Annotated in this window: 24 protein-coding genes; 11 read left to right on the top strand and 13 right to left on the bottom strand. The window is 70.7% G+C overall.

Annotated features, from left to right (window positions below; all coding sequences use genetic code 11):
• Window positions 1-5: 5 nt before the first annotated feature.
• The 6 genes from ACZ7GJ_RS25965 to ACZ7GJ_RS25940 all read right to left on the bottom strand — a co-directional run bounded on the left by ACZ7GJ_RS25965 (window position 6) and on the right by ACZ7GJ_RS25940 (window position 5,561).
• Window positions 6-281 carry a phosphopantetheine-binding protein gene (locus ACZ7GJ_RS25965; protein WP_470755160.1) on the bottom strand — a complete coding sequence of 92 codons (276 nt, stop codon included), beginning with the start codon at window positions 279-281 and terminating at the stop codon, window positions 6-8.
• Window positions 282-339: 58 nt separating this feature from the next.
• A complete protein-coding gene (locus ACZ7GJ_RS25960; RefSeq protein WP_470755158.1) occupies window positions 340-1,551 on the bottom strand; it encodes a ketosynthase chain-length factor in 1,212 nt (403 codons plus the stop codon).
• On the bottom strand, window positions 1,548-2,819 hold the full coding sequence (locus ACZ7GJ_RS25955; protein WP_365923162.1) for a beta-ketoacyl-[acyl-carrier-protein] synthase family protein: 1,272 nt from the start codon (window positions 2,817-2,819) through the stop codon (window positions 1,548-1,550). Before ACZ7GJ_RS25955 ends, ACZ7GJ_RS25960 begins: the two co-directional genes overlap by 4 nt.
• The gene (locus ACZ7GJ_RS25950; protein ID WP_365923160.1) at window positions 2,816-3,145 is read right to left on the bottom strand and encodes a TcmI family type II polyketide cyclase; all 330 of its coding nucleotides are present in this window, start codon (window positions 3,143-3,145) and stop codon (window positions 2,816-2,818) included. The genes ACZ7GJ_RS25955 and ACZ7GJ_RS25950 overlap by 4 nt, the downstream gene beginning before the upstream one ends.
• 179 nt (window positions 3,146-3,324) lie before the next feature.
• Complete coding sequence (locus ACZ7GJ_RS25945; RefSeq protein WP_365923158.1) at window positions 3,325-4,023, bottom strand: antibiotic biosynthesis monooxygenase family protein; 699 nt, start codon at window positions 4,021-4,023, stop codon at window positions 3,325-3,327.
• Between the two features lie 68 nt (window positions 4,024-4,091).
• Window positions 4,092-5,561, bottom strand: coding sequence for an FAD-dependent monooxygenase (locus ACZ7GJ_RS25940; RefSeq protein ID WP_470755157.1), 1,470 nt, complete (start codon window positions 5,559-5,561; stop codon window positions 4,092-4,094).
• A 144-nt stretch (window positions 5,562-5,705) separates the two neighbouring features.
• On the opposite strand from ACZ7GJ_RS25940, the gene ACZ7GJ_RS25935 reads away from it, so the two are divergent.
• Window positions 5,706-6,155: a nuclear transport factor 2 family protein gene (locus ACZ7GJ_RS25935; protein ID WP_470755155.1), complete on the top strand. Its 450-nt coding sequence runs from the start codon at window positions 5,706-5,708 to the stop codon at window positions 6,153-6,155.
• Between the two features lie 83 nt (window positions 6,156-6,238).
• Here ACZ7GJ_RS25935 and ACZ7GJ_RS25930 read toward each other — a convergent pair whose 3' ends face one another.
• The 3 genes from ACZ7GJ_RS25930 to ACZ7GJ_RS25920 all read right to left on the bottom strand — a co-directional run bounded on the left by ACZ7GJ_RS25930 (window position 6,239) and on the right by ACZ7GJ_RS25920 (window position 8,647).
• Entirely contained in the window at window positions 6,239-6,655 is a 417-nt protein-coding gene (locus tag ACZ7GJ_RS25930) for a pyridoxamine 5'-phosphate oxidase family protein (protein ID WP_365923152.1), read from the bottom strand.
• A 139-nt stretch (window positions 6,656-6,794) separates the two neighbouring features.
• Window positions 6,795-8,306, bottom strand: a complete 1,512-nt coding sequence (locus ACZ7GJ_RS25925) for an MFS transporter (protein WP_470755152.1) — start codon at window positions 8,304-8,306, stop codon at window positions 6,795-6,797.
• 209 nt (window positions 8,307-8,515) lie between these two features.
• Window positions 8,516-8,647 (bottom strand): hypothetical protein, encoded by a 132-nt coding sequence (locus ACZ7GJ_RS25920; protein ID WP_365923148.1) that lies wholly within the window; start codon window positions 8,645-8,647, stop codon window positions 8,516-8,518.
• Between the two features lie 185 nt (window positions 8,648-8,832).
• Between ACZ7GJ_RS25920 and ACZ7GJ_RS25915 the strand changes: the two genes are divergently transcribed.
• Together ACZ7GJ_RS25915 and ACZ7GJ_RS25910 are read left to right on the top strand one after the other, a co-directional pair.
• Window positions 8,833-9,774 carry a sigma-70 family RNA polymerase sigma factor gene (locus ACZ7GJ_RS25915; protein WP_470755150.1) on the top strand — a complete coding sequence of 314 codons (942 nt, stop codon included), beginning with the start codon at window positions 8,833-8,835 and terminating at the stop codon, window positions 9,772-9,774.
• A gap of 526 nt (window positions 9,775-10,300) precedes the next feature.
• Window positions 10,301-11,395 carry a ScyD/ScyE family protein gene (locus tag ACZ7GJ_RS25910; RefSeq protein ID WP_470755149.1) on the top strand — a complete coding sequence of 365 codons (1,095 nt, stop codon included), beginning with the start codon at window positions 10,301-10,303 and terminating at the stop codon, window positions 11,393-11,395.
• Window positions 11,396-11,660: 265 nt separating this feature from the next.
• On the opposite strand, the gene ACZ7GJ_RS25905 is transcribed toward ACZ7GJ_RS25910, so the two are convergent.
• Window positions 11,661-12,365 (bottom strand): gamma-glutamyl-gamma-aminobutyrate hydrolase family protein, encoded by a 705-nt coding sequence (locus ACZ7GJ_RS25905; protein WP_470755146.1) that lies wholly within the window; start codon window positions 12,363-12,365, stop codon window positions 11,661-11,663.
• Between the two features lie 377 nt (window positions 12,366-12,742).
• Between ACZ7GJ_RS25905 and ACZ7GJ_RS25900 the strand changes: the two genes are divergently transcribed.
• The 8 genes from ACZ7GJ_RS25900 to ACZ7GJ_RS25865 all read left to right on the top strand — a co-directional run bounded on the left by ACZ7GJ_RS25900 (window position 12,743) and on the right by ACZ7GJ_RS25865 (window position 21,457).
• Window positions 12,743-13,072 carry a 4Fe-4S dicluster-binding protein gene (locus ACZ7GJ_RS25900; protein ID WP_365923140.1) on the top strand — a complete coding sequence of 110 codons (330 nt, stop codon included), beginning with the start codon at window positions 12,743-12,745 and terminating at the stop codon, window positions 13,070-13,072.
• On the top strand, window positions 13,069-15,006 hold the full coding sequence (locus ACZ7GJ_RS25895) for a hypothetical protein (protein WP_470755145.1): 1,938 nt from the start codon (window positions 13,069-13,071) through the stop codon (window positions 15,004-15,006). The genes ACZ7GJ_RS25900 and ACZ7GJ_RS25895 overlap by 4 nt, the downstream gene beginning before the upstream one ends.
• A gap of 65 nt (window positions 15,007-15,071) precedes the next feature.
• Window positions 15,072-16,445 (top strand): amidase, encoded by a 1,374-nt coding sequence (locus ACZ7GJ_RS25890; protein WP_470755142.1) that lies wholly within the window; start codon window positions 15,072-15,074, stop codon window positions 16,443-16,445.
• 17 nt (window positions 16,446-16,462) lie between these two features.
• A complete protein-coding gene (locus ACZ7GJ_RS25885; RefSeq protein WP_470755140.1) occupies window positions 16,463-17,983 on the top strand; it encodes a glutamine synthetase family protein in 1,521 nt (506 codons plus the stop codon).
• A gap of 37 nt (window positions 17,984-18,020) precedes the next feature.
• Window positions 18,021-19,307: an adenylosuccinate lyase gene (purB, locus tag ACZ7GJ_RS25880; protein WP_470755138.1), complete on the top strand. Its 1,287-nt coding sequence runs from the start codon at window positions 18,021-18,023 to the stop codon at window positions 19,305-19,307.
• Window positions 19,291-19,692, top strand: coding sequence for a GNAT family N-acetyltransferase (locus ACZ7GJ_RS25875; RefSeq protein WP_470755136.1), 402 nt, complete (start codon window positions 19,291-19,293; stop codon window positions 19,690-19,692). The genes purB and ACZ7GJ_RS25875 overlap by 17 nt, the downstream gene beginning before the upstream one ends.
• 154 nt (window positions 19,693-19,846) lie before the next feature.
• Window positions 19,847-20,632 (top strand): response regulator transcription factor, encoded by a 786-nt coding sequence (locus tag ACZ7GJ_RS25870; protein ID WP_365923128.1) that lies wholly within the window; start codon window positions 19,847-19,849, stop codon window positions 20,630-20,632.
• 198 nt (window positions 20,633-20,830) lie between these two features.
• Window positions 20,831-21,457, top strand: coding sequence for a carboxymuconolactone decarboxylase family protein (locus tag ACZ7GJ_RS25865; protein ID WP_470755135.1), 627 nt, complete (start codon window positions 20,831-20,833; stop codon window positions 21,455-21,457).
• Between the two features lie 17 nt (window positions 21,458-21,474).
• Here the strand turns inward: ACZ7GJ_RS25865 and ACZ7GJ_RS25860 are convergent, their stop codons facing one another.
• From ACZ7GJ_RS25860 to ACZ7GJ_RS25850, 3 genes are all read right to left on the bottom strand, one after another.
• The gene (locus ACZ7GJ_RS25860; protein WP_470755133.1) at window positions 21,475-22,116 is read right to left on the bottom strand and encodes a ScbR family autoregulator-binding transcription factor; all 642 of its coding nucleotides are present in this window, start codon (window positions 22,114-22,116) and stop codon (window positions 21,475-21,477) included.
• A gap of 306 nt (window positions 22,117-22,422) precedes the next feature.
• Window positions 22,423-22,896 carry a MarR family transcriptional regulator gene (locus tag ACZ7GJ_RS25855; protein WP_365928758.1) on the bottom strand — a complete coding sequence of 158 codons (474 nt, stop codon included), beginning with the start codon at window positions 22,894-22,896 and terminating at the stop codon, window positions 22,423-22,425.
• A complete protein-coding gene (locus ACZ7GJ_RS25850; protein ID WP_365928756.1) occupies window positions 22,893-23,531 on the bottom strand; it encodes a hypothetical protein in 639 nt (212 codons plus the stop codon). Before ACZ7GJ_RS25850 ends, ACZ7GJ_RS25855 begins: the two co-directional genes overlap by 4 nt.
• Window positions 23,532-25,179 lie beyond the last annotated feature (1,648 nt).

Here is a 25,179-nt window from a genome sequence, read left to right as displayed (position 1 = left end):
CCCCTTCACGCGGCCACGGCGGAGGAGGAGTCGATCAGCGCGTTGACGACGTCTATCAGCGCACGCGGGGTGAGGGTGTCGTCCACCGCCTCCTCGTCGAGCGAGATGTCGTACTCGCGCTCGATGAGGCTGCCCGCCTCCAGGAGCGCGAGGGACTCGTACTGGAGCTTGGCGAAGGTGATGTCCAGGATGTCGCCGTTGAGGTCGACGCCCTCCGCCACACCCGCGGCATCGATGATGATGCGCTTGAGATCCTCGAGGGTGAAAGACTTGCTGGCCATGTCGTTCCCTTCATCGGTACGGCATGCCGCTACGGCATGCCCAAGCGGTGGTGAGCGGCTAGACGGCGCGGACGACCATCGCGGAGTTGAAGCCTCCGTGGCCCCGGGCCAGCACCAGCGCGGTGCGCACGGAGGCCGGGCGCGGCTGGTCCAGCACGAGGTCGAGCTCGTACTCGGCGCACGGGTCGACGTTGATGGTCGGCGGGATGACCCCGTCGCGCATCGCCAGGAAGGCCGCGGCCAGGTCGAGCGGGGCCGCGCCCGCGTACAGGCGGCCCGTCATCGTCTTGGGAAGGGTGACCGGCACCGCCCGGGCGCCGAACACCGCGTTGATCGCGTCGGCCTCGGTACGGTCCAGGCGCGGGTCCGCGGCTCCGTCGGCGAAGACCACGTCCACCTCGCCCGGCGCCGCGCCGGCGTCGGCGAGCGCCGTCTCGATGGCCTTGCGCAGGGCCGGACCGCGCTCGCTGCCGGGCTTCGGGTCGATGGTCGCCCCGTACCCGGAGATCTCGCCGTAGATCTCGGCGCCGCGCTCTCGGGCCGACTCGGCGGACTCCATGATCAGGATCGCGCCGCCCTCGCCCGGGACGAAGCCCTGGGAGTCACGGCCGAACGGCACGTACGCCTGGCCGGGCTCCTCCGAGGTGCTCAGCCGGCCGCTGGCCAGCTGCGCCACCCAGCCCCACTGGCAGATCGAGGCGTCGATCGCGCCGGAGACGATGATGCGGGTGCCCTTGCGGATCTGCCGGCGGGCCTGCGCCACGGCGTCGAGGCCGCCCGCCTGGTCGCTGACGACGACCCCGGCCGGGCCCTTCATGCCGTTGCGGATCGAGATCTGGCCGCTGTTGACGGCGTAGAACCAGGCGAAGGACTGGTACGCCGACACGTACTGGCTGCCCTTGCTCCACAGCCGCTGCAGCTCGCCCTGGCCGAACTCGAAGCCGCCGGCCGCACTCGCGGTCACGACGCCCATGTCGAAGCCCTCGAGCTCCGCGGGCCGGATCCCCGCGTCCTCCAGCGCCCAGTCCGCGGCGACGAGCGCGAGCCGCGTCACCCGGTCCGTCTGCGGGAGCAGCCGGCTCGGCAGCGCGTCGTCCGCGGCCGTGCCGGGGATCTGCCCGGCCAGCTTGGCCGGGTAGTCGGAGGGGTCGAAGCGGGTGATCCGCCCGATGCCGCTCTTGCCGGCCAAAGTGGCCGACCAGTAGTCCTCTGCGCCCAGCCCGTTGGGGGCTGCCACACCGAGGCCGGTCACGACGACCGAGGCGCTCATACGAGGCTCCTCTCGGGATTGGCCAGCACCATGGCGCTCTGGAAGCCGCCGAAGCCACTGCCCACGGTCAGGACCGCGTCGGTCAGCTGCTCGCGCGCGGTGAGGGGGACGTAGTCGAGGTCGCACTCCGGGTCCGGAGTGTGCAGGTTGGCCGTCGGCGGGACCACGTTGTGCTCCATGGCCAGCGCCGAGGCCGCGATCTCGATGGAGCCGATGGCGCCCAGCGAGTGCCCCACCATCGACTTGATGGAGCTGACCGGCGTGCGGTAGGCGTGCTCGCCGAGGCTCCGCTTGAACGCCGCCGTCTCGTGGCGGTCGTTCTGCTTGGTGCCGCTGCCGTGCGCGTTGATGTAGTCGATCTCGTCGCCGTTCATCCGCGCCTCGTCGAGGGCCAGGCGGATCGCCTCGGCCATCTCCACGCCGTCCGGACGCAGTCCGGTCATGTGGTAGGCGTTGCTGCGGGACGAGTAGCCGGCGATCTCGGCGTAGATGTGCGCGCCGCGCCGCTGCGCGCTCTCCAGCTCCTCCAGGACGAAGAAGGCCGCGCCCTCGCCGAGGACGAACCCGTTGCGCGTGCCGTCGAAGGGCCGCGAGGCGTGCTCCGGGTCGTCGTAGCGCGGGGTCGTGGCCTTGATCGCGTCGAAACAGGCCATGGTGATCGGGGAGATCGGGGCGTCCGAGGAGCCGGCGATCATGACGTCGGCGGTGCCCTCGCGCAGCAGCTCCACCGCGTATCCGACCGAGTCGATGCCGGAGGTGCAGCCGGTGGAGACCACCGTGCTCGCGCCCTCCGCGCCGATGCCCCAGGCGACCTCGGCCGCGAACGAGCTCGGCACCATGTGGTTGTACAGGTGCGGGGAGGCGTAGCGGTGGTCGACGTTGTCGAGCCGCCCGCCGTCGCTGACGACCCGGTACTCCTCGTCGAGCGCCATCGTGGCGCCGACCGCGCTGCCCACCGTCACGCCGACCCGGTAGGGGTCGAGCGAGGAGATGTCCAGCCCGCTGTCGGCGACCGCGCCGCGCGAGGCGACGACCGCGAACTGCCCGGCGCGGTCCATGCGCCGGACCTCCTGCGGGGACAGGCCGTGGGCGTACGGGTCGAAGTCGACCTCGGCGGCCACCCGCGAGCGGAACGGCGCCGGGTCGAAGAAGGTGATGCCGCGCGTGGCCGTACGGCCGTCGCTCAGCAGGTTCCAGAAGTTCTCACGGCCGACACCTCCGGGCGCGAGCACCTCCATGCCGGTGATGACGACGCGTCGCCCGGTCACGCCCGACCCTCCCAGTTGTAGAAGCGGGTGGCCATCGCGTCCGCGGGGGAGCGCCACGTCTTCGGGTCGTAGGCCTCGATGAACGGCTTGAGGTCCTCGCTGATCCCGATGAAGCGCGGGTCGCTCTTGGCGCCCTCGATGAGCTCGCCGCCGTTGTCGGTGTCGAAGTCCTGGAGGTGGAAGTACAGGCCCCGGTACGAGAACAGCTGGCGCCGCCGCGTTCCCATCAGGTGGGGCATCTCCGTCGCGTCGAAATCGGCGAACAGCCGGGCCACGTCCGCACTTGATCCGGGGTCCATCCGGGCGACGATCAGCGTGCTGTGCATACGGTTCGCTCCTCAGAAGTTGCGGTTGATGCGGTACTCCCCGGCGGCCGCTCCCGCGTCGTCCCGGGCGGGGGGCGGGTGCCGGCGGAAGGCGCTTCGAGGAGCGCCCGGGAACGCCCGGCTCCCGGAGGGGAGCCGGGCGTTCCGTGTCCTTCCGGGGACGGAAAGCGGGGGGCTTCTTACTCCCCGGCAGAACGGGTGTGGACGACGCGGTAGGTGTTGATGTCCGGGATCCCGGCCACGACGGCGCGGCAGCGGCCCTCGGCGGCGACCCGGCCGGCCGGCTTCTGGTCCTGCGGCACGGCCTTGTAGGCGTCGTACGCCTCCTTGCTCTCCCACTGGGAGTAGGAGACGACGAAGGAGCCCTCGAGGCCGCGGGCGCGCAGGCCGCGCAGCACCACGTGCGAGCGGAAGCCGGGCGTCTCCAGGAAGAACCCCTGGCCGGGGCCGAGGGCGTCGATCAGCTCTTCCTGGTTCTCCTTCAGGACGGGGAACACCGCGATGGCGGTGTAGTCGTCACGGTGCGGGCCGATCTCGATGGAGCCGCCCAGCGACGGGTGCTCCTGGGTGAAGGCCACCTCGTTCTGCAGGAGCTTGATCGAGGTGGTGATCTCACCGAAGACCGGCATGGTGCGGTGGTTGAACTCGTCGCCCTTGTAGCGCTCTTCCAGGTCCTCGCCGCTGCGCCACTGGATGAAGTTGGCGGTGCCCGGCGCGTCGACGCCCGCGTGGACGGTGCTGGACATCCAGCCCTCGTAGGTGGCGGCGTCGACGATCTTGCGCATCTCCTGGATGAGCTTGTCCTGGTTCTCCGGGACATCCGTGGTGAACAGGTTGAGGACGGTGAGGTGCTTGTCCTCGGTGGAGATCTTGGGCATGTCTCTTCGCTTCCTCAAAGGGGAACAGGTGAACTGGACAGATGGCTTGCGGGGCCGGGGCAGCAGCCTCAGGCGGGCTCGCCGAACCAGCGGGTGAGCGCCTGCGTGAGGCCCTCGGTGGGCGCGCCCAGCGGCGGGGCCCAGGCGACGTAGCCGTCGGGACGGATCAGCAGGCCGTCCAGCGGCGCGTCACAGTCGAAGTTGGCGACGGTGAGGATGTCGACCCGGTCGGACCAGCCCTCGGCGGCCTGGCGCAGCGCGGCGTTGTCGTGCAGGTCCAGCAGCACGCCGCGGCCGCCGTGCAGGAGTTCGAGGCTGCTCTTCTTGTCGCCGCCGACCAGCACCTCGCGGTCGGGCAGGCGCCGGCCGAGCAGCGGGTGCTCGCCCTCGCCGACGTCGTGGCGGATGTCCAGCCCGGTCACCATCCCGATGAGGTGGCGCTGGACCGCGGGGAAGTCCACCAGCTCGGCGAAGACCTCCAGCATCGGGGTGATCTCGTCGCCGCCGAGGTAGAGGATGCGCTGGGCCAGCGTGTTGGTCAGGATCCGGGCCGCGACGGGCCGGCGCTCGCTCTCGTAGGAGTCGAGCAGCCCCTCGGGGGCCCGGCCCTGGATGTCCAGGGCGAGCTTCCAGCCGAGGTTGACCGCGTCCTGCACGCCCGAGCTCATGCCCTGGGCTCCGATCGGCAGGTGGATGTGGGCCGCGTCGCCCGCGAGGAAGACGCGCCCGCGCCGGTACTCGGCGGCCTGGCGGCTGGTGTCGGTGGTCGAGCTGACCCACAGCGGCTGACCGCCGCTGATGTCCTCGCCGGTCAGGCGCAGGAACGCCTCGGCGACCTCGTCGAAGGTGATCGGCTCGGTGCTCTTGCGCAGCGGCTCCGAGCGGTCGAAGTAGATGACCCGGCTGCGGTCGGGACCGATCGGCAGGACCATCACCATGCCGCCGGGCACCCGCTCGCCGCTGAACCGGGGCCGCAGCGGCACGCCGGCCACGTCGGCGAAGCGCAGCTCGATGGCCGCGTCGGTGCCCTCGAACGCGATCCCGGCCAGGCGCCGCACCGCACTGCGGCTGCCGTCACAGCCCACCACGTAGCGGGCGCGCAGCGTGCCCGGGCCGTCGGGGGTGGTGACCTGGAGGGTCACGCCGTCCTCGTCGTTCTCCAGGCCGGTGACCTCGACGCCGCGGCGAACCTGGGCGCCCTTTTCCGCGGCCCAGCCTGCCAGCATTCCCTCGGTGCGGGACTGGGGTATTCCTCGAGCCCCGTACGAGCCACCCTCGAGCAAGCGATAGTCGATGGGGACTCCACCGAAATGCCCGAAGGGAATGACATCGACCTCACCCAGACGGGAAAGGAGCCCACGCTGGTCGAATTCCTCGATCGTCCGCGCCGAGAATCCGAGGGCGCGAGACTGCTTCATCGGCTCCGCGAGCCGCTCGACGACAGTGGCAGAGACTCCATTCAGACCCAGCTCACCTGCGAGCATGAGTCCGGTGGGGCCGGCTCCCACGATGATTACGTCCGCGTCAAAGGTGTCCATCTGCCCTCTTCCGACTGGTGTTTTCCCAGTATTGCGAGGGGCTACCAGGACAGTAAATAGCCGCTAGTACAGGTCTTCCACAAGAACGTCATATCCTTTACAGGAAGGGTTGGCCGCCAGCCTGATTCGCGCACATCCTCAGGCATGACATCAAGCCATTCGACCGCCGAAGTCGCCGCACTCCTCGACAAATACCTGATCTCCCTCGACGACGAAATACTCGACGCGGGATGGGCCAAGGGGCTGTTCACCGACGACGCGGTGATCGAGTTCCCCAACGCCCGGCACGAGGGGGCCGACGGCCTCCCGGGCTTCCACCAGAAGTCCCTGGACGCCTTCGCGCGCCACCAGCACCTGGGCTCGCCCGCCGTGGTCGCGCTCGACGGGGACGACCGGGCGACGCTGCGGGCCAACGTCATCGCCACCCACGTCCACCACCTGCCGGCCGGAGCCCCCGAGGGCACGACCGCGGCGCGCTTCGCGGCCGGCACCTTCGTCAACGGTGCGGCGCGCCGCACCCCCGACGGCTGGCGGATCAGCTCGCTGTCGTTCCGCGTCGTGTGGACCGAGGGCAACCCGCCCGGGGCGAACTGACCGCCCACCGACCCCGCCACGACGTGTGCGGTGGTGCCGGAGCAGTCCGGCACCACCGCACACGCCTCTGCTCCGGCCGGGCGTCAGACGTTGAGGCTCACGACACGGTCTACGACGATCTCGATGACGACCCGCCCCGGCGGGTTCGGCGGCGCGGACCAGTAGCGCTTGGCATAGCGCCGCGCCCCCTCCTCCACCCGGCCGGCCTGGTCGACGACCCGGGCGGTGCCCTCCAGCGTGACCCAGGTGAAGTCCGACACCTGGCACAGCGCGGCACGACTGCCCGGCGCGGCGAGCAGGTTGCGGGCCTTGCGCGAGGAGACGACGGTCATGATCCGGGCCAGTCCCGCCTCCCGGTCCCAGGTGAACCGTACGGGCGCCACGTGCGGCGATCCGTCGGGCCTGAGCGTGGTCAGCGTGGCGATGTGCGGTTCGGTCAGAAAGGCGTCGGCCTGCGCCGACACGGCGAGTTCGGCGGCGCGGGCTGTGGGCTGCGACACGAGTACGTCCTTCTGCGGTGCGGTGGGAGGGGCCCCTTGCGCCGCGGCGCCCCCCGGGTTCGGTCCGGGGGGCGCCGCGTGCGGGGACTGCCCCGTCTGACTGAGCTCTTTCACCGGGCCGGGGCCCGGCGGGGGACCGTCAGTGCGCGATCACCTTCTGCGGGGTCTCGACGGGCGCCTCGCCGTCGGCCGCCACGGCGGGCGCCTGCGGCTTGGCGTTCGGGAAGAAGAAGGCCGCGATGAACAGGGCGACCGCCGCGAAGCAGGCCGCCGCGAGGAAGGCGGTGTGGTTCGCCGACTCCTGCACGGACACGACCTGGGCGGCGTCGCCGCCGGCCTTGGTCAGCTTCTCGGCGAGACCGTTGTAGGCGATGGTCACGATGACGGCGAGACCGAGCGCGCCGCCGGCCTCCTGGCTGGTGTTGATGAGACCCGCGGCCACACCGGCCTCGGAGTCGGAGATGCCGGCGAACGCGGCGATCTGCAGCGTCACGAAGCACATGCCGCAGCCGATGCCGAGGAGGATGAAGGCGGGCAGCAGGTCGACCGCGTACGAACCGCCGGCCGGGGACCGCGTCAGGAGCAGCAGACCGCCGATGGTGGCGGCGAGGCCGATCAGGAGCACGACGCGGGCCGCGACCTTGGCGATCATCCCCGAGGCGATGCCCGCACCGGCCGCGACGCAGAAGGCGAGGGGCACGTAGGCGAAGCCCGCCTTCATCGGCGAGAACCCGTACACCTGCTGCATGAAGATGCTGGCGAAGAAGAACAGGGCGGAGAAGGCACCGAACACGGACACGGCCGCGATGTTCGCGGTGCTGACCGACTTCAGGCGCAAGACGCGCAGCGGCATCACGGGCGCCTCGACCTTGGTCTCGATCACCAGGAACGTCGCGAGCAGAACCGCCACGATGCCGAAGGAGACGAGCGTGCGGGTGTCGCCCCAGCCGCGGTGCGTGGCCTCACCCAGGGTGAAGATCAGCAGCAGCAGGGCGCTGGTGAGCGTCGCGGCACCGAAGACGTCGAAGCGGGTACGCGGGCCGTCGGCCTTGGAGTCCGGGACGATGCGCGACGCGAACAGGGCAGCGAGCAGGCCGATCGGGACGTTGATGTAGAAGATGTACTCCCAGCCGGGACCGTCGGCGAGCACACCGCCGAGGATCACGCCCACGATCGAGGCGATACCGGAGAGGGAACCCCACAGGCCGAGCGCCTTGTTGCGCTCGGGACCCTCGGGGAAGGTGTTGGTCAGGATCGACAGCGCCGAGGGCGCGATCATCGCGGAACCCAGGCCCTGGACGGCGCGCGCGCTGATCAGCACGTTGCCGCTCTCGGACAGGGCCGCCACGAGCGAGGCCAGGGCGAAGACGGTCAGACCGGTCTGCAGGACCCGGCGGCGGCCGTAGCGGTCGGCGAGCCGGCCGCCGAGCAGCAGGAAGCCGCCCAGTACGGTCGCGTACGCGGTGACCACGTACTCCAGGCTGACGTCGGACATGCCGAGCCCGTCCTGAATGGACGGAAGTGCAAGATTCACGATCGACACGTCGAGGAAGACCATGAACTGGGCCATGCAGACAAAGGCAAGGATCGCGCCGGCCTTGTAGCCGGCACCCGTGCCCTTCCCGCTCGTGACCACGTCGGGGGCAGTCATTGGGTAACTCCTCAGCTATGCAGAATCGAGTGTGTGAGAGCGGTCGCCGACGATGCCGGGACTGAGCCACCGGGCCACCCCGATCGCGGGCCGCGGCGCGCGCCGGTCCTCGGCTTCATCGCCCCACCTTCCGCTTGGCAGTTCCGCTGCTCAGCAGCGTGCCCGGGGCCTCTCGACTCCGCCTTGAGTCCCGCCGGACCGACCGTCTATCAATCGATGCCGCGCACGATGTGCGGGTCCGCCCGTTCCTCTTCCTCCTCCACCCCGGCGAGCCACAGCGGCGGGGCCCCCATGACGAGGTTGTACGAACGCCAGTCGAGTTCCTCTTGGATGTCGTGCACCAGCTCCTCCTCTGCTTTCCGATCGGGCAACACTGTCAAGATCTGCTGGAAAGCCGCTCAGGAAAGACTTGAGAACCGCTTGGCACGCGCCCTACCCGACACGGAACTGACACAATTACCTTCCGCATAAGAACCGATGACCGTCCGTCAGCTTGTCGGCGGACGCGGAAGGCAAGGACGGGACAGTGGACGAGCACGACTGGCTGGCGAAGCGCTTCGAGGACGAACGGACCCGTCTTCGGGCAGTGGCCTACCGGATACTCGGCTCGCTCAGCGAAGCGGAGGACGCCGTCCAGGAGGCCTGGCTGCGGCTCAGCCGCTCCGACTCCGAAGAGATCGAGAACCTGGGCGGCTGGCTGACGACCGTGGTCGGCCGGGTCTGCCTGGACATGCTGCGCACGCGCGCCTCCCGGCGCGAGGAGCCCCTGGAGGTCCGGCCGGTGGAGCCGGCCCCCGCCGACGCAGCGCGGGCGGCGCGCCCCAGCGACCCCCAGGCCGAGGCCCTGCTCGCCGACTCGGTCGGCGCCGCCATGCTCGTGGTCCTGGACAAGCTGACCCCCGCCGAGCGGCTCGCGTTCGTCCTGCACGACCTGTTCGCCGTGCCGTTCGAGGACATCGCCGCCATCACGGAGCGCACCCCGGCCTCGGCCCGCCAGCTGGCCAGCCGGGCCCGGCGCCGGGTCCGGGGCGCGGAGACCCTGCCCCAGCCGGACCTCGGCCGCCAGCGCCGGATCGTCAACGCCTTCCTGAGCGCCGCGCGCGGCGGGGACTTCGAGGCATTGCTGGAGGTGCTCGACCCCGATGTGGTGGCGCGCTCCGACAACGGTATGGCCGGCGCCCTGTCAGCGGTCCGCGGAGCGGCCCTGGTGGCCCGTCAGGCCGCGACGTTCGCGCAGTTCGCGCAGAGCGCCCAGGTGGCGCTCGTGGGCGGCGGCATGGGCGTGGTCGCCCGCGTCGACGGCCGCTTCCGCGTCATGGTGTTCACCATCGTGGAGGACCGGATCACCCAGGTATCGGTGGTTATGGCCCCGGCCGAGGTGGCCCGCCTCGACATCCTGGTCCCCGAGACGGGCCCGTCCGCGGACACCATGGACTCCGTGGACGACCCCGTGGACGCCGTCGACTAGGAGGGTCCCGCCGGGCGGGTTCGAGGGGGTCGCCGTCCCGGCTCCACCCCCGCTCTTCCCGGACCGCCCACGATGGGACCGCGCCCGAGCCGTGCGGCTCCCCCCTGCACGCCGGTACGGACGCACGCCGGCGTGCCGCCGTGGTTCCCGGTCCCCCGCCCACGGCGGCACCCGCCCGGACCGATCGACGTACGAGCCACATTTCCCGCACGACGCGAGGGCCCTGCCGAATTGTCCCGGCAGGGCCCTCGCGCTTTTCGGCCGAAAACTCGCGCACCCCTCGCGTACGGCTCGAAGAACGGCCCTTCCAGGGATTTGTGAAAACACCCGAAAACGACGCCCCGGATTCCGCTCCGGCCACCGGGCACGACTTCCCGTACACCTTCCCTGCAATCTCCCCGGAGACCCGCTGGAGTCCGGACCCCCCATATCCGGCAAGGGGTTATACCGGCCAACTCGACTGCCTATCGTGGCACGGGATTTCGAATCGCTCCTCTGACGGGGGCGTCCACGACTTAGGAGAGAAATGTCGACTTCAGTCAGGTCTTGGAGGACCGCCTTCCTGACCGCTGCGGCCCTGGCCGGCGTCACGGCCCCGCTCGTCGCGACCCCCGCCCAGGCGGCCCCGGCCCGGACCCAGGGCCCCGCCACCCTGGAGGTGCTCGCGACCGGGCTGGTCAACGCCCGCGACGTCACCGCCCTGCGGGACGGACGGGTCCTGGTCGCCGAAGCCGGCGACGGCAAGGCGGACTGCGCGGCGGACGCCCACTGCGTCGGCCAGAGCGGCGCCGTCTACCAGGTGTGGGGCAGCCAGAAGGGCCGCGTCCTGACGGGCCTGGCCTCCGCCGGCAAGGGCTCCACGGCCACCGGCGGCGCCCAGGAGGTCAGCGGCCCCACCAGCGTGGAGCCCGCCTCCGGCGGCGGCTACGTGGTCCTGAGCGGCCTCGGCGGCACCGCCGAGACCCGCGCCGCCCTCGGCCCTGCGGCGTCCACGCTCGGCACCCTCTACCGGACCCGGGACGGGAAGATCCTCGCCGACCTGGCCGACATCGAGACCCGGCTGAACCCGGACGGCGGCGACGTGCACGCCAACCCGTGGCGCTTCATCAAGAACGGCAGCGGTTACCTGACCACCGACGCGGGCGGCAACACCCTGATCGCCTCCAACTGCGTCGGCACCACCTCGACGAGGTTCGTCTTCCCCAAGAACGAAACCTCCACGGGTCTCGCCGAGGCCGTGCCCACCGGCATCGTCCGGGGCGGCGACGGCACCGTCTACATCTCCGACATGAGCGGGGTCCGCAAGGACGCCTCCCGCATCTGGAAGATCGCGCCGGGAGGCCAGCCCGAGGTCGTCGTCACCGGCCTGACCAACCTCGTCGACATCGCGCTGGACGGCCGGGGCAACCTGTACGCGCTGTCCTTCACGGACGGGTTCCAGCAGGGCCCGCCGAAGCCCGGCCGTCTGTCCAAGGTGAACCTCTCCACCAAGGCGATAACCGACGTCCCCACCGCCGAAGCGCTGAACCAGCCGACCGGCCTGGACATCGGCCCGCAGGGGCAGATCTACGTGGTCGCCGGCAACAACACCGACAGCAAGCTGCTGCGCGTCCGCCCGTAGCGGCAGACGCCACCCAGCGCCCGCACACCGACGGCCCGGCCACCGCGCAGAACCGCGGTGGCCGGGCCGTCGGCCGTTCCCGTACGGGTCCCCGTACGCCGTTCGCTCACACCGTTCGCTCACACCGTCCGCCCGCGCAGCTCCCGCCCGCGCAGCTCCCGCCCGCGCGGTTCCCGGCCGCGCGGTTCCCGGCCGGCCCCCACGACCGGCCCCCGCGCGCCCGGCCCGCGGCCGTCGGCCCGTGGCCCCGGCCCGCGGCCGCCGGTCAGCGCCGCGGACCGCGCCTCGCCGCCTCGATGAAGGCCTCGAAGAGCGGGTCGGTGTCCTCGCCCAACTCCCCGTGCGCCTGCAGCCCGACGAGGAACGGCGCCTGCGGATCCGCCGCCTCCGCCCCCTCGATGACCCCGTCCGCCGACCACGCGGTGGCCACCAGCCCGGCGCCGAGCTTGTCGATGGCCTGGTGGTGGTGGCAGTACACGGTCGCGCTCGCCCCCAGCGTGGAGCCGAGCACCGTACCGGGCTCCACCCGGATGGGCCGCTCGTCGTACCGGCCGGGCACCCGCGGCGCGTGCTCGGGCAGGTGCTGGTCCAGGGTGCCGCCGCGCACGACGGACATCAGCTGCAGACCGCGGCAGATGCCCAGCACGGGTATCCCGCGCTCCTGGGCCACGGCCAGCGCCGCCAGCTCCGCGGCCTCGCGCACCTTGTCCGGGGGACGGGTGAACTTCCCCGGCTCCTCCCCGTACAGGGCCGGGTCCACGTCCTCGCCGCCGGTCATCAGCAGCGCGTCCACCCGCTCCATGACGGGGCGGACGGCGTCCACCATCGGCGGCAGGAGCAGCGGAGCGCCGCCCGCCCGCGCCACCCGCTCCTGGTACGTCACGGGCAGCAGGCAGGACTCCACCTCACCCCAGATGCTCCATTGGATCGAAGCCGAGGCGGCGGTCAACGCCACTACTGGTCGATTCATCGCAAGTCGTCCTTCTGCTCATCGGCTTCTTCCGAAAACCGGGCAAGAAGCCGGGCGATTCTGGAATTGGGGCGCGAATACAGCCCTCCCAGGTCCAGACATGGTGCCCCTCGCGAGTACGGAAAGTCATCCGCTCCACGCAGCCCACAGCGAAACAAACCCCGCGAATCCCGAAGCACCACCAGAGTTCGAGCGGAACACGACCGCCCATCCTGGACGCCTCGACTCCCGGTGCACCGCACCCCGCTGCAATGTAGGCGGGTTGTGGAGCCACTTGGGAGCGGACGGCGAATGCCCTGCGGGCATCTCCACGGATCGGCACTGGACCACACGCTCATACGCGGGTACTTGCGAAGACGCCAAAAGGAGAGCACCTCATGCTCAAGGTAAGCGAAACCCCGGCGGAGGCGTCCGGGCGGGCCGAGCGGATCGCCTCGCGATCGCGCACCGAATGGAAGAAGCCGCCGCGCCGCATCGAGAAGTCGGAGTGCATCACCTGCGACACCTGCCTGCGCGCCTGCCCCGCCGAGTTCGGAGCGATCTTCGACCGCGGGATCGACGTCGTGATCATCCCCGAACTGTGCTCGGGCTGCCCTGTGTGCGTCCTTGAGTGCCCCGTCGACTGCATCTACGTCGACGAGGACTGGACCCCGACCGACGAGTCGATGTGGAACCACATCGAGCTGACCGCCGGAGGCACCGCGTGAGCGCGCTCCCCGACCGCTCCGGCACCTCCCGCCGGGCCCTCAACGCCAAGAAGCGGCAGAGCCGCCGCCCCAGCCGCCTCGGCCTGCCCGCCGGCGCCACCGCCAAACCGGACCACGTCAGAGAGGAGGACGCCGGCTTCCCCGGCCTCCTCCAGAGGGTCTGGCAGCGGGCGTCCGAGGCCCCCGACCTCACCACCGCCGTCGGCATCCTCGCCTCCCTCGACGGGTTCGTCCCCGCCGACGTCCAGCTGCGCGCCCTGCGCAACGCCGACGAGGCCGCGCTCAAGGTGCTGTGCGGCGTGACCTGGCGCGAGGACGACCCGTACGAATACCAGGGCGCCGCGGCGTCCGCCGCCGGCGAGCCGGTGTTCCTCGGCGAGATCGGACTGACCACCAGCGGCCGCATCGTCGTCCGCGTCCCCGGCCAGTCCCCGCTGTCGGTCACCGCCAAGCTCGTCGCCGGCGTCCTGCGCGTGCCGTGGTCGGCCCGCGCCGTCGCCGACTACCACACCGAGGTCAGCCGCGCCGCGGACCGCTTCGGGCAGTCGGTCGCCGACTGCCGCGACTGGCTGGGGACCCTGGGCCCGCAGGGCCGCGACGAGGCCCTGGAGGCCCTGAAGGAGGCCGCCCAGCGCACCGCCCCCTTCATGCTCTACCAGGAGGACCGCCAGTACACGAACTTCCGCGACGGCAACACCGTCACCGGCAAGACGCTGTGGCCCGGCCACCCCGACTGCTTCCTGAGCGCCCTCCAGGGCCTGCCCCTGGAACTGTGGCCCGACAGCGACGCCGTGATGGTCACCTGCCTCACCCTCCTCATCCGCTCCGCCGGCTACGCCCGCATCGAGGAGGCCAACGGCACGCAGCTGTCCCTGGAGCACGTCGCGTACCAGCTGGAGCAGAACCGCCGCCACTACAACGACGTACCCGGCGGCGAGGAGGTCGCGCGCCCCGCCACGGCGAGCGTCGCGGACCTCGACACCCTGGCCCGCGCCCTGTTCGAGCGCCGCAAGGGCGTCCTGGCCGACGCCCAGCTCTACCGCGAGATCCACGGCGCGCTCGTCCACAAGATCGAGCGGGTCGCCGAGCCGTACGGCGAGCAGGCCCGCGCCCGCGAGGCCGCCGTCACCGCCCACCTCACCGACCGCCTGCCGCTGGCCGGCGCCGACCTCGACGAGCTCGGCGACGCGCTCGCCGCCTCCCCCCAGTGGCTGGCAGAGCCGCACGGCGAGTTCGGCACCGGACTCGAATCCCTCGTCTACGAGGCCGTCGCCGCCGCCACCGACGCCTTCGAGGCCGACTTCTCCATGAGCCGCGGCCTGCGCTCGCTGCCCCGCCTCATCGACGCGCTGCGCGAGGAGAGCTGGGCCGAGATCGTCGACTGGGGCATCACCGAGTTCTTCTGCTGCGTCGTCCCGCGCCCCGAGGCCCGCGCCTACTTCGCGAACTCCAGCGCCCGGCTCGCCGACACCGCCTGGGCCATGTCCTCGCGCATGCAGTACAACTCCTGGCACTTCATCGCCGGCAACCTCCCCAGGACGGCCGACGTCGAGGCGCGCGACCACTTCGTCCCGCCCACCATCCCCGACATCGCGTTCTACTCCGACCAGCACCACCACGGCCACGTCAACAACATGGTCCGCTTCACCGTCCGCAGCCCGCACGCGGTCGAGGTGCTGGACCGCAAGTTCAACGGGTTCATGGACCTGCGCCTGCTGCGCTGCGAAGGCGAGCCCTTCACCACCCAGGACATGCTCGCCGCCCACCGCACCTCGGCGTTCATCGCCAGGGCGTCCAGCCTCGCCGCCTCGCTCGCCGCCTCCGGCACCGACGTCGAAGTCACCTCCTTCGACTCCCAGTGGCACTGGGACAACGTCATGGCGTCCGCCCCCGACGCCCCCGAACAGTCCGACTCGTCAGACCAGGTGGCCTAAAGGCCCGGAGCCGGACCCGGCCCCGACCCGGCTCGACCCACCGGCCGTTCCCTCTAGGAGATCCGTTGACCTCTATCGGCGTTGGCGAAACCAAGGAGATCCTCCGCCTGCGAGACGTCTCCGTCCTCGAGCACGTCCAGTCGGTCCTGAGCCGGATCCACAAGCACGACGGCGAGCTCGGAGCCTACGTCTCCGTCGCCGGCGAAGAGGCCCTCCAGGCCGCCGAAGCAGCCGACGCCCGCATCCGCGAGCTCGGCACGGCGGCCTGGCAGGACCGCCCCCTGCTGGGGGTGACCGTGTCCATCAAGGACCTCATCCAGACCTCCGACCTGCCCACCACCCGCGGATCCCTGCTGCCCAACGGCCGCGCCCAGGCCGACACCCCGGCCGTGTCGCGGCTGCGCGCCGCCGGCGCCATCATCGTCGGCAAGACCACCACCTCCGAGTACGGCTGGAGCGCCAGCACCGTCTGCCGGGTGGCCCCGCCCACGCGCAACCCCCGCGACCTCAGCCTCACCGCCGGCGGCTCCAGCGGAGGAGCCGCCGCCGCGGTCGCGGCCGGCATGTGCGCCGGCGCCCTGGGCACCGACGGCGCCGGATCCATCCGGATACCCTCCGCGTTCTGCGGCACCGTCGGCTACAAGCCCTCCTTCGGGCGCGTGCCCTACGTCCCCGCCGGCGCCGAGCGCCTCGCCCACCTCGGGCCCATCGCCAAGAACGTCCCCGACGTCATCGAACTGGCCGCCGTACTCGCCGGACCCGACAGCCTCGACCCCGACTCCGGCCTCGGCTCCCTCGACGCCCGCCGCGAAGGCCGCTCCCTGCGGATCGGCTGGGTCGAGTACCCCGGCACCACCGAGGAGATCCGCCACATCACCGAACAGGCCTGGCCCCTGCTCACCGCGCAGGGACACCACGTCCAGCGCGTCGAGGTCCGCTGCGGCGGCATCTACCCCGCCCTCGTCGACATCGTCGCGGCCACCGAGGCCGCCGGCACCGACCCCGACGACGACGAGTGGATCGACCAGGGCCGCCTGGAGATCGTCCGCTACGGCCGCACCCTCAGCGGCGCCGCCGTGATGCGGGCCGAAGGGGTGCGCCACGAACTGCGCTCCACCCTGCGGTCGGTGATGGACCGCTTCGACCTACTCGTCATGGCCACCGTCCCCATCGAACCGTTCTCCGCCGAGGCCATCGGACCTTCCTGGGCATCCGATCCCAGGGATCTACTGTGGCTCGACTGGGCCCCTGCCTCGTACCCCTTCAATATGACCGGTCAGCCGGCGGTGTCCCTGCCGGCCGGACTCACCCGTGCCGGGCTCCCGGTGGGCCTGCAGCTCGTCGGGCCCGTGGGCGCCGACGACCTCGTACTTTCCACCGCCCTGCGGATCGAGGCCGAGCTCGGGCCCCTGCCCGATATACCGGATCGTGTGTCATAGAAGGAGTGCGGTAGCCCATGTATGCACGCTCGTGGTCTCGCCCGTACGGGGAAGGCGGCGTCGGCCGCTCGTCGTTCGTCGCCGAATTCGGCCTCTGGAACGACGAGCAGACCGCCGCGGCCGAACAGATCGAAGCCGGCCTGCGCGACATCGACCTCGTACGCGTCGCATTCTGCGACCCCCACGGGCTCGCCCGCTCCAAGACCCTGACCGCCCAGGCGTTCCAGGGCGTGCTGCGCAACGGCATGGACTTCAGCCCCGGCCCGTTCATCTTCGACACCGGCCATGCCGTCGCCGTCGACTTCCAGTCCGGCGACCCGGGCATCGGCGTCTCCGAGATCACCGGCGCGGGCAACTTCGTCCTCGTACCGGATCCCCTCACCTTCCAGGTCCTGCCCGGCGACGGGCCGCGCACCGCCTGGATCCTGGGCGACGAGTACCTGCGCGACGGCACCCCGCACCCGCTCTCCACCCGACACGTCCTGAAGAAGATCGCCGCCCGGTACGCCGAGCGCAACCTCACCCCCATCGTCGGCCTCGAAGCCGAGTGGTACCTGACCCGGCGCCTCGACGCCGCGCCCGGCAACTCCGGCAACGGCTTCGGCCTGCAGGGCCCGGCCCCCGCCGTGGAAGCCGTCAACTCCGGTTACCAGTTCAACGGCGACAACGCGTACGCCTCCGTCGCCGCGATCACCAACCCCATCGCCATGGACCTGGTCGCCCTCGGCCTGCCCCTGCGCTCGATGGAACACGAATCGGGCCCCGGCCAGGTCGAGACCACCTTCAGCCCCATGACCGCGCTGGACACCGCCGACGCGATGCTGCTGTTCCGCACCGTCGTCAAGCAGTCCTGCGCACGCCGCGGCTACCACGCCTCGTTCATGTCGCTGCCCCGCGTCGACAGCTTCGACCCCAGCGGCTGGCACCTGAACCAGTCCGTCGTCGACGACATCACGGGCCGCAACATCTTCGCCGCCGAAGGCATCGCGGCCGGCATCTCCACCGAGGGCAAGTCCTACGCCGAGGGCCTGATGGACCGCGCCCGCGCCTACTGCCTGCTCTCGGTCCCCACCGTCAACGGCTACCGCCGCCTGGGCGCCGAGCACTCGCTCTCCCCGACCCGCATCGGCTGGAGCTTCGAGGACCGCGGCGCGATGATCCGCGTCGTCGGCGGCGGCAGCTCCACCCACATCGAGAACCGGGTCGGCGAGCCCTGCGCCAACCCCTACCTCAACATCGCCGCCCAGCTGCACGCCGGCCTCGAAGGGCTCAGCGGATTCCCCGGCACCACCGAGCCGGTCCGCGTGGGGTCCGAGCCCGACGCCCGCGCCGAAACCCTGCCGCAGTCGCTGCCCGAGGCCCTGGAGGCGTTCCGCGCCGGCCCCGCCGCCGACCTCCTCGGCAAGCCGCTCGCCGCCTGTCTGATCAAGCTCAAGGAGAGCGAGGCCGCCCGCTACGACGCCTGGGCCGCCGACGCCCGGCCGACCGGCACGGCCACCACGGAATGGGAACAGCGCGAGTACTTCGAGAACTTCTGACCGCGCCCGTCCCACTCCGAGCGAAAGCAGAGCATCGATGATTCCCCGCTACACCCTGCCCGAGATGGCCACCCTCTGGGCGGACCAGTCGCGCTACGAGACCTGGGTACGAGTCGAGATCCTCGCCTCCGAAGCGCAGGCCAAGCTCGGCCTCGTCCCCGATCAGGCCGTCGAGGACATGCGCCGCGCCAAGGTGCCGGCCGCAGCGCGCGTCGCCGAGATCGAGAAGGAGCGCGACCACGAGGTCCTCTCCTTCCTCGCGGCGTACTGCGAGGGCATACCCGACGAGTCCGCCCGCTGGGTCCACCTCGGCATGACCAGCTACGACCTGGTCGACACCTCGCTCGGTCACACCCTGGCCCGCGCGACCGACCTGCTCACCGCGGCCGCCCGCCGGCTGCGCCGCGTCCTGGCCGAACGGGCCGCCGAGCACTGGAACACCCCGATCATCGGACGCACCCACGGCGTCCACGCCGAGCCGACCACCTTCGGGCACAAGCTCGCCGGCTTCGCCTTCGCCGTCGACCGCTCCCTGACCCGCCTCGCGGCCGCCCGCGAAGCGGTCGCCGTCGGCACGATCTCCGGATCCGTCGGCACGTACGCGCTCATCGACCCGTACGTCGAGGACTACGTGTGCCAGGCGCTCGGCCTCGGAGTCGAACCCTCGCCCAGCCAGGTCGTGGCCCGCGACCGGCACGCCCAGCTGCTCCAGGCCGTCGCCGCCCTCGGCGCCTGCGTCGAGCACCTCGCCCTCGAACTGCGCCTCCTGCAGCGCACCGAGGTGCGCGAGGTCGAGGAACGCCGCACCAGCGCCTACCAGGGCTCCAGCGCCATGCCCCACAAGCGCAACCCCACCACCAGCGAACGTCTCAACGGGCTCGCCCGCCTGCTGCGCGGCTACGCGAACTCGGCCGTGGAGAACGTCGCCCTCTGGCACGAACGCGACCTGGCCCACCAGTCCGTCGAGCGGGTCATCCTGCCCGACAGCCTCTCCGTCGGCCACTTCCAGGCGACGAAGGCGACCGAGCTCGTGGAGAACCTGGCCGTCTTCCCCGACCGGATGGCCGAGCACATCGACCAGACCGACGGCCTCGTCTACAGCTCCGCCGTCCTCGCCGACCTCCTGCAAGGCGGCATGGAACGCGAGAAGGCCTACCGGGCCGTCCAGGCGGCCGCCAACAACACGATCGCCACCGGCGAGCACTTCCGCACCACGCTCGCCAAGGAGGGCATCGACCTCGGCGCGCTCGAACCGGAACGCTTCCTGCGCAACCATGACGTCATCCGCAACCGATTGGAGCAGCTCCGTGAACTGGAAGATTGAGCGCGTCGAGGGCGCCTCCCTGGACCTCGACGAGGTCCTCGGGGTGTACCACGCCTCCGGCCTGGGCGAGCGCCGCCCCGTCGAGGACACCGAGCGCTTCCGGGCCATGCTCGACAACGCCAACCTCGTCCTCGTCGCCCGCGACGGCGACAAGCTCATCGGCATCGCCCGCAGCATCACCGACTTCAGCTACGTCACGTACCTCTCCGACATCGCCGTCGACCGCACCCACCAGCGCGGCGGCATCGGCCGCGCGCTGATCGAGGCGACCCAGAAGGAGACGCCGGGCGTCAAGATCGTCCTGCTGTCGGCGCCGGCCGCGGCCGAGTACTACCCCCACATCGGCTTCACCCAGCACGGCTCGGCCTGGGTCCTCAACCCGTAGCGACTCGGGGCGGGCTCGCAGGCGGCCGGAGAGCCGTTCGACCGGCCTCCCCGTCCACTTCAGTTCACCGGCACCGCTCGGTAGGTTTTCCGGCGAGCCCAGCACGAGCTCCCACGGACGTGTCGCCGTGGGATGCGTGAGTCGCGGGGGAGTAATGAACCAGATTTCCTCAGGGGCCCTTCTGGAGCCCCACATACCGGCGCCGCACGGCCTCGCGGAGCCCCACCCGGTCGAAGAACACCCGACCGGCCCGGGGCCCCGCGCGGCCGGCCCGTGCGGCCACCTGCGGATCCTTGTCGTCGACAGCGCCGCCGACGGCACGGACCCCCTCGTAGAACGACTGCGCCGGCACGGCCACGAAACCGTGTGCGCACAGAAGGGCACCGCGGCCCTGCGGGTCCACGAGGACGTCGACCTCGTCCTCCTCGACCTCGACCTCCCCGACCTCGACGGCCTGGAGGTCTGCCGCGTCATCCGCTCCACCAGCCGCGTCCCGGTCATCATCGTGACCTCCCGCGGCTCCGAACTCGACTGCGTCCTCGGCCTCCAGGCCGGCGCGGACGACTACGTGGTGCGCCCCTACGGCTTCCGCGAGCTGATGGCCCGCATCGAAGCCGTCATGCGCCGCTCCCAGTGGGAACCGGCCACCACCGCGGCAGCCGTCGAACACGGCCCGCTGCGCATCGACGTCAACTCCCGCGAGGTCACCCTCGCGGGCGACGAGGTCAGGCTGACCCGCAAGGAGTTCGACCTCCTGCTCCTGCTGGCCTCCCACCCCGAGACGGTCGTCTCCCGCAAACGCCTGCTCCAGCAGGTCTGGGGCGACTCCTGGTCCCGCCGCACGGTCGACACCCATGTCAGCAGCCTGCGCGGCAAACTCGGCGCCAACAGCTGGATCATCACCATCCGCGGCGTGGGCTTCAAACTCGGCCACCCCTGACCCGCCCGCGCACCCTCAGGACCCTGCCCCCGGGCGCCCCACCGCCCGGGGGTTTTCCGCCTGCCCAAAACCCGTTCCACTTCGCGGCCGCCATCCCGTCACGTTTCCCCCGCCCCCTCCGTCATACCGATGACAGACACCGACCGCCCCTCACCCCGTGCGGCGACGGCGCTCTGTACGGCTCTGAGGAGGACAGCCATGCAGACTCGACTGGTTGGTCCGGCAATCATCGCCCCGGGTGCGACCAAGGCACTCGCAGCACTCGCCGCGTCCGCGGCCATCGCCGGCGTCTCACCCGCCACGCAGTGCCTCGTCCACCTGCGGGCCAGCCAGCTCATCGGCTGCGCCGCCTGCACCCGGATGCACGGCCGCGCCCTCAAGCGCAAGGGCGAGAGCAACGAGCGCCTCGGCTCCGTCGCGGATTGGCGCAACTCCGACCCGGCCTGCTTCACCGACGCCGAACGCGCCGCCCTCTCCCTGACCGAGGCCGTCACCCACGCCGCCGGCGACACGGCACACGACCGCGTACCGGACGAGGTGTGGGCCGAGGCCTCCCGCCACTACGGCGAACGCGCCCTCACCGCCCTCTTCGCCACCGTCACCACCAGCGACGCCTGGCACCGCTTCCACCCCGCCACCGCGAGGCCCGCGGCCCCCGCGCCCCGCCGGCCCGACCAGGCGGACCAGCAGACCACCACCCGGGCCCCGGCCCCGCGTTGGACCCCGGCCCGCCCCCCGCGCCCGGCCGTCGCCGCCGTTCCGGCCCCCTGGACCCAGCCCCGCCCCGGCCCCGCCCGCCGCGAGGTGCCGCGACTCGGCTGGTAGCCGCCCCGGGAACGGCCCTACGAGCCGCACATGTGCGGGTCCGTTCCCACCCCGCCGGCCGTGAGCCGCTCCAGCTCCTCCGGCGAGGCCAGCCTCGGCAGCAGCAGCTCCCAGAACTCCGTCACGACCCCCCGCGAGACCCATCCCGGCTCGGCCGCCCCGAGGACCTCGAACCCCACGGTCGCCGCGACCACCGCGTGCGCCGCCCGGTCCGGTTCGACCCCGGCGGCCAGCCGGTTCTCCCGCGCCGCGGCCGCGAAGACCTCCTCGATCCACCGCCGCCACTGCCCCCGCAGGTCCGCGACGCTGTCCCGGGCCAGGTCCGCGCAGAGCCCGAACCCCGCCCGTACGACCGGATCCTGCGACAGCAGGGCCGCCAGGTCGTGCGTCGAGTCCACCATCAGCTGCAGCGCGTCCCGGTCCGCCTCCCGTCCGCGGCCCCAGGTGATCCGGCGCACCGCGTCCGCCGCCCGGCCCTCCACGGCCTCGGCGAGCAACGGCTTGCTCCCGAAGTGGAAGTGCAGTCCGCCCGCACTGACACCGGCCCGTCTGGCGATGGAGGCGATGGAGGCGGTGACGAAGCCCTCCTCGGCGAACACCTCGGCTGCGGCTCGGACGAGAGTTTCACGCGTGCGGGCAGCACGCTCCTGCTTCACCATGGAGTCTCCACAAACCGCGAACACGGTTTGCCAACGGGGCACATGTTTCCGGTTCCATGATCTGTACTCCGCCCCCAGGCCCGGTGGAGAACGGCTGGATCCCCGACCCGCACCTGCAAGACCCATCACCTCTGGCTCACGTCACTTCCGGATGACCGACACCACCCATGACGTAGCCCGGCCGGAAAGTGTGACAACCCCCCAGCCGCCCTCCCAAGCCCCGCAAAAACCCAAAGGGCCCCAGGGGATCCCCGAGGCCCTCCCAAGCCCCTGAGCACCCCTCAGAAGCCCTCCTACCGCCCACACTCACCCCACCGCGTGCAACGCCCTACGACGCTTCGACTCCGCGGCCTTCTTCGCCGCGGCCTGCGCCGCCCGCTTCTTGCGCTGCTCGGCGAGCTGGTCCTGGTACGCGGCCACCGCCCGGTGGTAGCTGTCGACGTAACCCCGCGCGTCCAGCCGCTCGTCCGAGGCCATCTCGTTCACGGCCGCGACGGCGTCCTCGAAGGAGTTGTACCCGGCCAGCATGGGATTGATCTGATAAACCCCATTACGGATCTTCTTCACCAGCTTGGCCAGTTCCAGACTCCGCAGCGCGGCGTTCACACTCGGCCGGCTCAGGTCCAACAGCCCGCCGACCGTGGCCTGGTCGATCAGGATCCGGCCGCCCGGCTCGCTCAGGGAACGCAGCTTCAGCAGCACCCGGTAGGCGGCCGGCGGGAGGTCGAGGTCGGAGAGAAGCCCATCGGCGTTGACCGCAGCGAATCGCAAGGTGCTCACTGAGCTGTCCCTTCTTCCCTGCGCTTCACCCGGCTCAGCCGACGTGAGGCGCGCTCTCTTGCCCGTTCTGCCCGCAGTTCCGCGATGGCCTGCCGCATGTGGTCCAACGAAGGGAAGCGCACCAGGTCCGGCAGGTTCGTGTCACCACGAATCTGCGAAATGGTGCTGTGCTGCTCCACCTTCACGAACTCACCCGTCATCTCAGTACCCGGGATGAACTCCGCCACCCGATAACTGTAGGGCGGGTTGAACTGATACACACCCCGCCGCACCTTGAAGACGATCCCATGAGACATCACCGTGTGCAGCGCTTCCGAGGTCTTCGTCCGGCTGACATCCAGGATGGTAGCCATCTCCTCCTGCGTGAGCGGAATCCGGCCCCCCGCTCGCTGACAGGCGATGAGCAGCAGGATCAGCCGCAGCGGCAGGGCTTCCCGGAAGTACTGGGCGATCACCAGGAAGAACTCGAGGCTGTCCATGGAGAACGCGTTCGGCTGGTTCTCGGTCCCGTAGAACTCCAGCGGCTTGCGTTCCCCGTCCAGGGTCAGCTTCCGCGTCGGGTACCGCTTCGCGAGGCTGTCGAGATCCTTGACCGGAGCCAGCGGCTGACTCCACGCGGAGATCGCGTCATCCACCGGCAGATCGGGACGCGGCGTCCCTACCGGACTTCCCCGTCGGCGCTGTGGCTCTGATGACACGAGGCTGCTCTCCACTTCGTTGATCTGCGGAGATCAGTATGTCAACAAGGGTGACACAAGTGTCACGCTCGTTGACGTTCGGCGTGTCTTGTGTCCCCCCAGGGGGGACACATCTCAGCCACCCCCTCCGGAGCACCCCCCTCCACCCCCACCGACCAACCCCACCCCCACCACCGCCAGTTCGCCGACACATCTCCCCTAAAACGTCAGCCTCCCCGACCTTTTAGCCCATTTTACGTCAGTCTCACTGACGTTTTGCACGCGTTGTGTCCCCCTACGAGCGACACAACCCCCGAGATATGTCCCTTCTGAGGGGACATATCTTTTCCCCCGAACCCCCTCTGACCTGCAACAACGCATATCCGTACCTTCTATAGGCCGGTGGTCGCCCCGCTGCGCGCACTCAACGCCGTCTCCAACGCCCTCCACCACGCCACTTCCTGACGTCACCACACCCCCCGGCAGCCGCTACAGGATCTCTGGACCCGATGGCTACACCCCCGTGGAATCTGACTGATTCCCGTCTCTATCCACACCCAGTTTTGAATCAACCCCCCCCACCCCCATTAACGCCGTTAACACCGAACCCTCTACAACCCCCTGACCAGCACAAACTCCCCGGCGTCACCCACCACCCCCACCCCCCAAACGCCGGCCCTCAAACCCAGCCCCCCACCCCCTGGCCCAAACCCTCCGCCACCACAAACCGCCAAGACCTGTCACAAACCAGCGCCATCAACCAAAACCAGGCCTGATCGCCCCGTCCAACTCCCTTGAAATCACCGGGAGTTGCAGCCCCCACCGGGGTCCTCTCGAACGAAAACCCAACAAACCCACCCCACCTCGGACCCGAACAAGCCCAGACCGCAGCTCTCCCTGCTCGAAACGAAGCGGAAGCTGATATGCACAAGATCCGACCTCGGTAGGCCGAAGACCTGCCTTATCTCCAAGCAGAGCTCGGGGGTAGGGAACGGTCGCTCCTCCAAGGAGTCACCCCACCGGTCTCCAGAACTACCTCCTGGCGGAGCACCAGGGCTCTCCCTTGCCCGGAACAAAACGGAGGGCAATCGCCCCGAAGGCACTACCTGGCAGGCCAAAGGCCGGCTCTACCTCCGAGCAGAGCAAGGAGCTCCTCGTCCTCACGGAGCAAGAGCTTCCCCCTCTGGTCCAGGCGAAGCAGAAAGCACTCGGGCAAAGCACCGACACCCTCTCGCCAAAGGCAAGCGAAATCTCCCCCCGAAGCGGGGGGTTCGCTTCTTCCTCGAAGCGAAGCGGAGAGGAACCGCTCCCGGAGGGAACAGTCCTAGCAGGCCGAAGGCCGGCCTTACCTCCCCGCGAAGCGGGGAGCTTCCCTTCCTCCTCGAAGCGAAGCGGAGAGGAATCGGCCCCGAAGGGGCCGGCCTTAGCGGGCCGGAGGCCCGCGTTACCTCGCCGCGGAGCGGCGAGGTTCGCTTCCTTCTTCGGAGCGGAGCGGAGAAGAACCACCCCGAAGGGGTGGCACTAGCGGGCCGGAGGCCCGCGTTACCGCCCCGCGAAGCGGGGCGGTTCGCTCCTAGGCGCGCAGCGCCTAGGGACCCGCTCCGCG

The organism is Streptomyces sp. NPDC037242 (genome assembly GCF_055604165.1).
The sequence above is the reverse complement of the archived record's forward strand: the minus strand, read 5'-3'. Positions and strand labels throughout refer to the sequence as shown.

Excerpts from the sequence above, each read along its gene's own strand:
- ACZ7GJ_RS25965 (WP_470755160.1), bottom strand. The coding sequence starts at position 281 with ATGGCCAGCAAGTCTTTCACCCTCGAGGATCTCAAGCGCATCATCATC.
- ACZ7GJ_RS25960 (WP_470755158.1), bottom strand. The coding sequence starts at position 1,551 with ATGAGCGCCTCGGTCGTCGTGACCGGCCTCGGTGTGGCAGCCCCCAAC.
- ACZ7GJ_RS25950 (WP_365923160.1), bottom strand. The coding sequence starts at position 3,145 with ATGCACAGCACGCTGATCGTCGCCCGGATGGACCCCGGATCAAGTGCG.
- ACZ7GJ_RS25945 (WP_365923158.1), bottom strand. The coding sequence starts at position 4,023 with ATGCCCAAGATCTCCACCGAGGACAAGCACCTCACCGTCCTCAACCTG.
- ACZ7GJ_RS25940 (WP_470755157.1), bottom strand. The coding sequence starts at position 5,561 with ATGGACACCTTTGACGCGGACGTAATCATCGTGGGAGCCGGCCCCACC.
- ACZ7GJ_RS25935 (WP_470755155.1), top strand. The coding sequence starts at position 5,706 with ATGACATCAAGCCATTCGACCGCCGAAGTCGCCGCACTCCTCGACAAA.
- ACZ7GJ_RS25925 (WP_470755152.1), bottom strand. The coding sequence starts at position 8,306 with ATGACTGCCCCCGACGTGGTCACGAGCGGGAAGGGCACGGGTGCCGGC.
- ACZ7GJ_RS25910 (WP_470755149.1), top strand. The coding sequence starts at position 10,301 with ATGTCGACTTCAGTCAGGTCTTGGAGGACCGCCTTCCTGACCGCTGCG.
- ACZ7GJ_RS25905 (WP_470755146.1), bottom strand. The coding sequence starts at position 12,365 with ATGAATCGACCAGTAGTGGCGTTGACCGCCGCCTCGGCTTCGATCCAA.
- ACZ7GJ_RS25900 (WP_365923140.1), top strand. The coding sequence starts at position 12,743 with ATGCTCAAGGTAAGCGAAACCCCGGCGGAGGCGTCCGGGCGGGCCGAG.
- ACZ7GJ_RS25885 (WP_470755140.1), top strand. The coding sequence starts at position 16,463 with ATGTATGCACGCTCGTGGTCTCGCCCGTACGGGGAAGGCGGCGTCGGC.
- purB (WP_470755138.1), top strand. The coding sequence starts at position 18,021 with ATGATTCCCCGCTACACCCTGCCCGAGATGGCCACCCTCTGGGCGGAC.
- ACZ7GJ_RS25870 (WP_365923128.1), top strand. The coding sequence starts at position 19,847 with ATGAACCAGATTTCCTCAGGGGCCCTTCTGGAGCCCCACATACCGGCG.
- ACZ7GJ_RS25865 (WP_470755135.1), top strand. The coding sequence starts at position 20,831 with ATGCAGACTCGACTGGTTGGTCCGGCAATCATCGCCCCGGGTGCGACC.
- ACZ7GJ_RS25860 (WP_470755133.1), bottom strand. The coding sequence starts at position 22,116 with ATGGTGAAGCAGGAGCGTGCTGCCCGCACGCGTGAAACTCTCGTCCGA.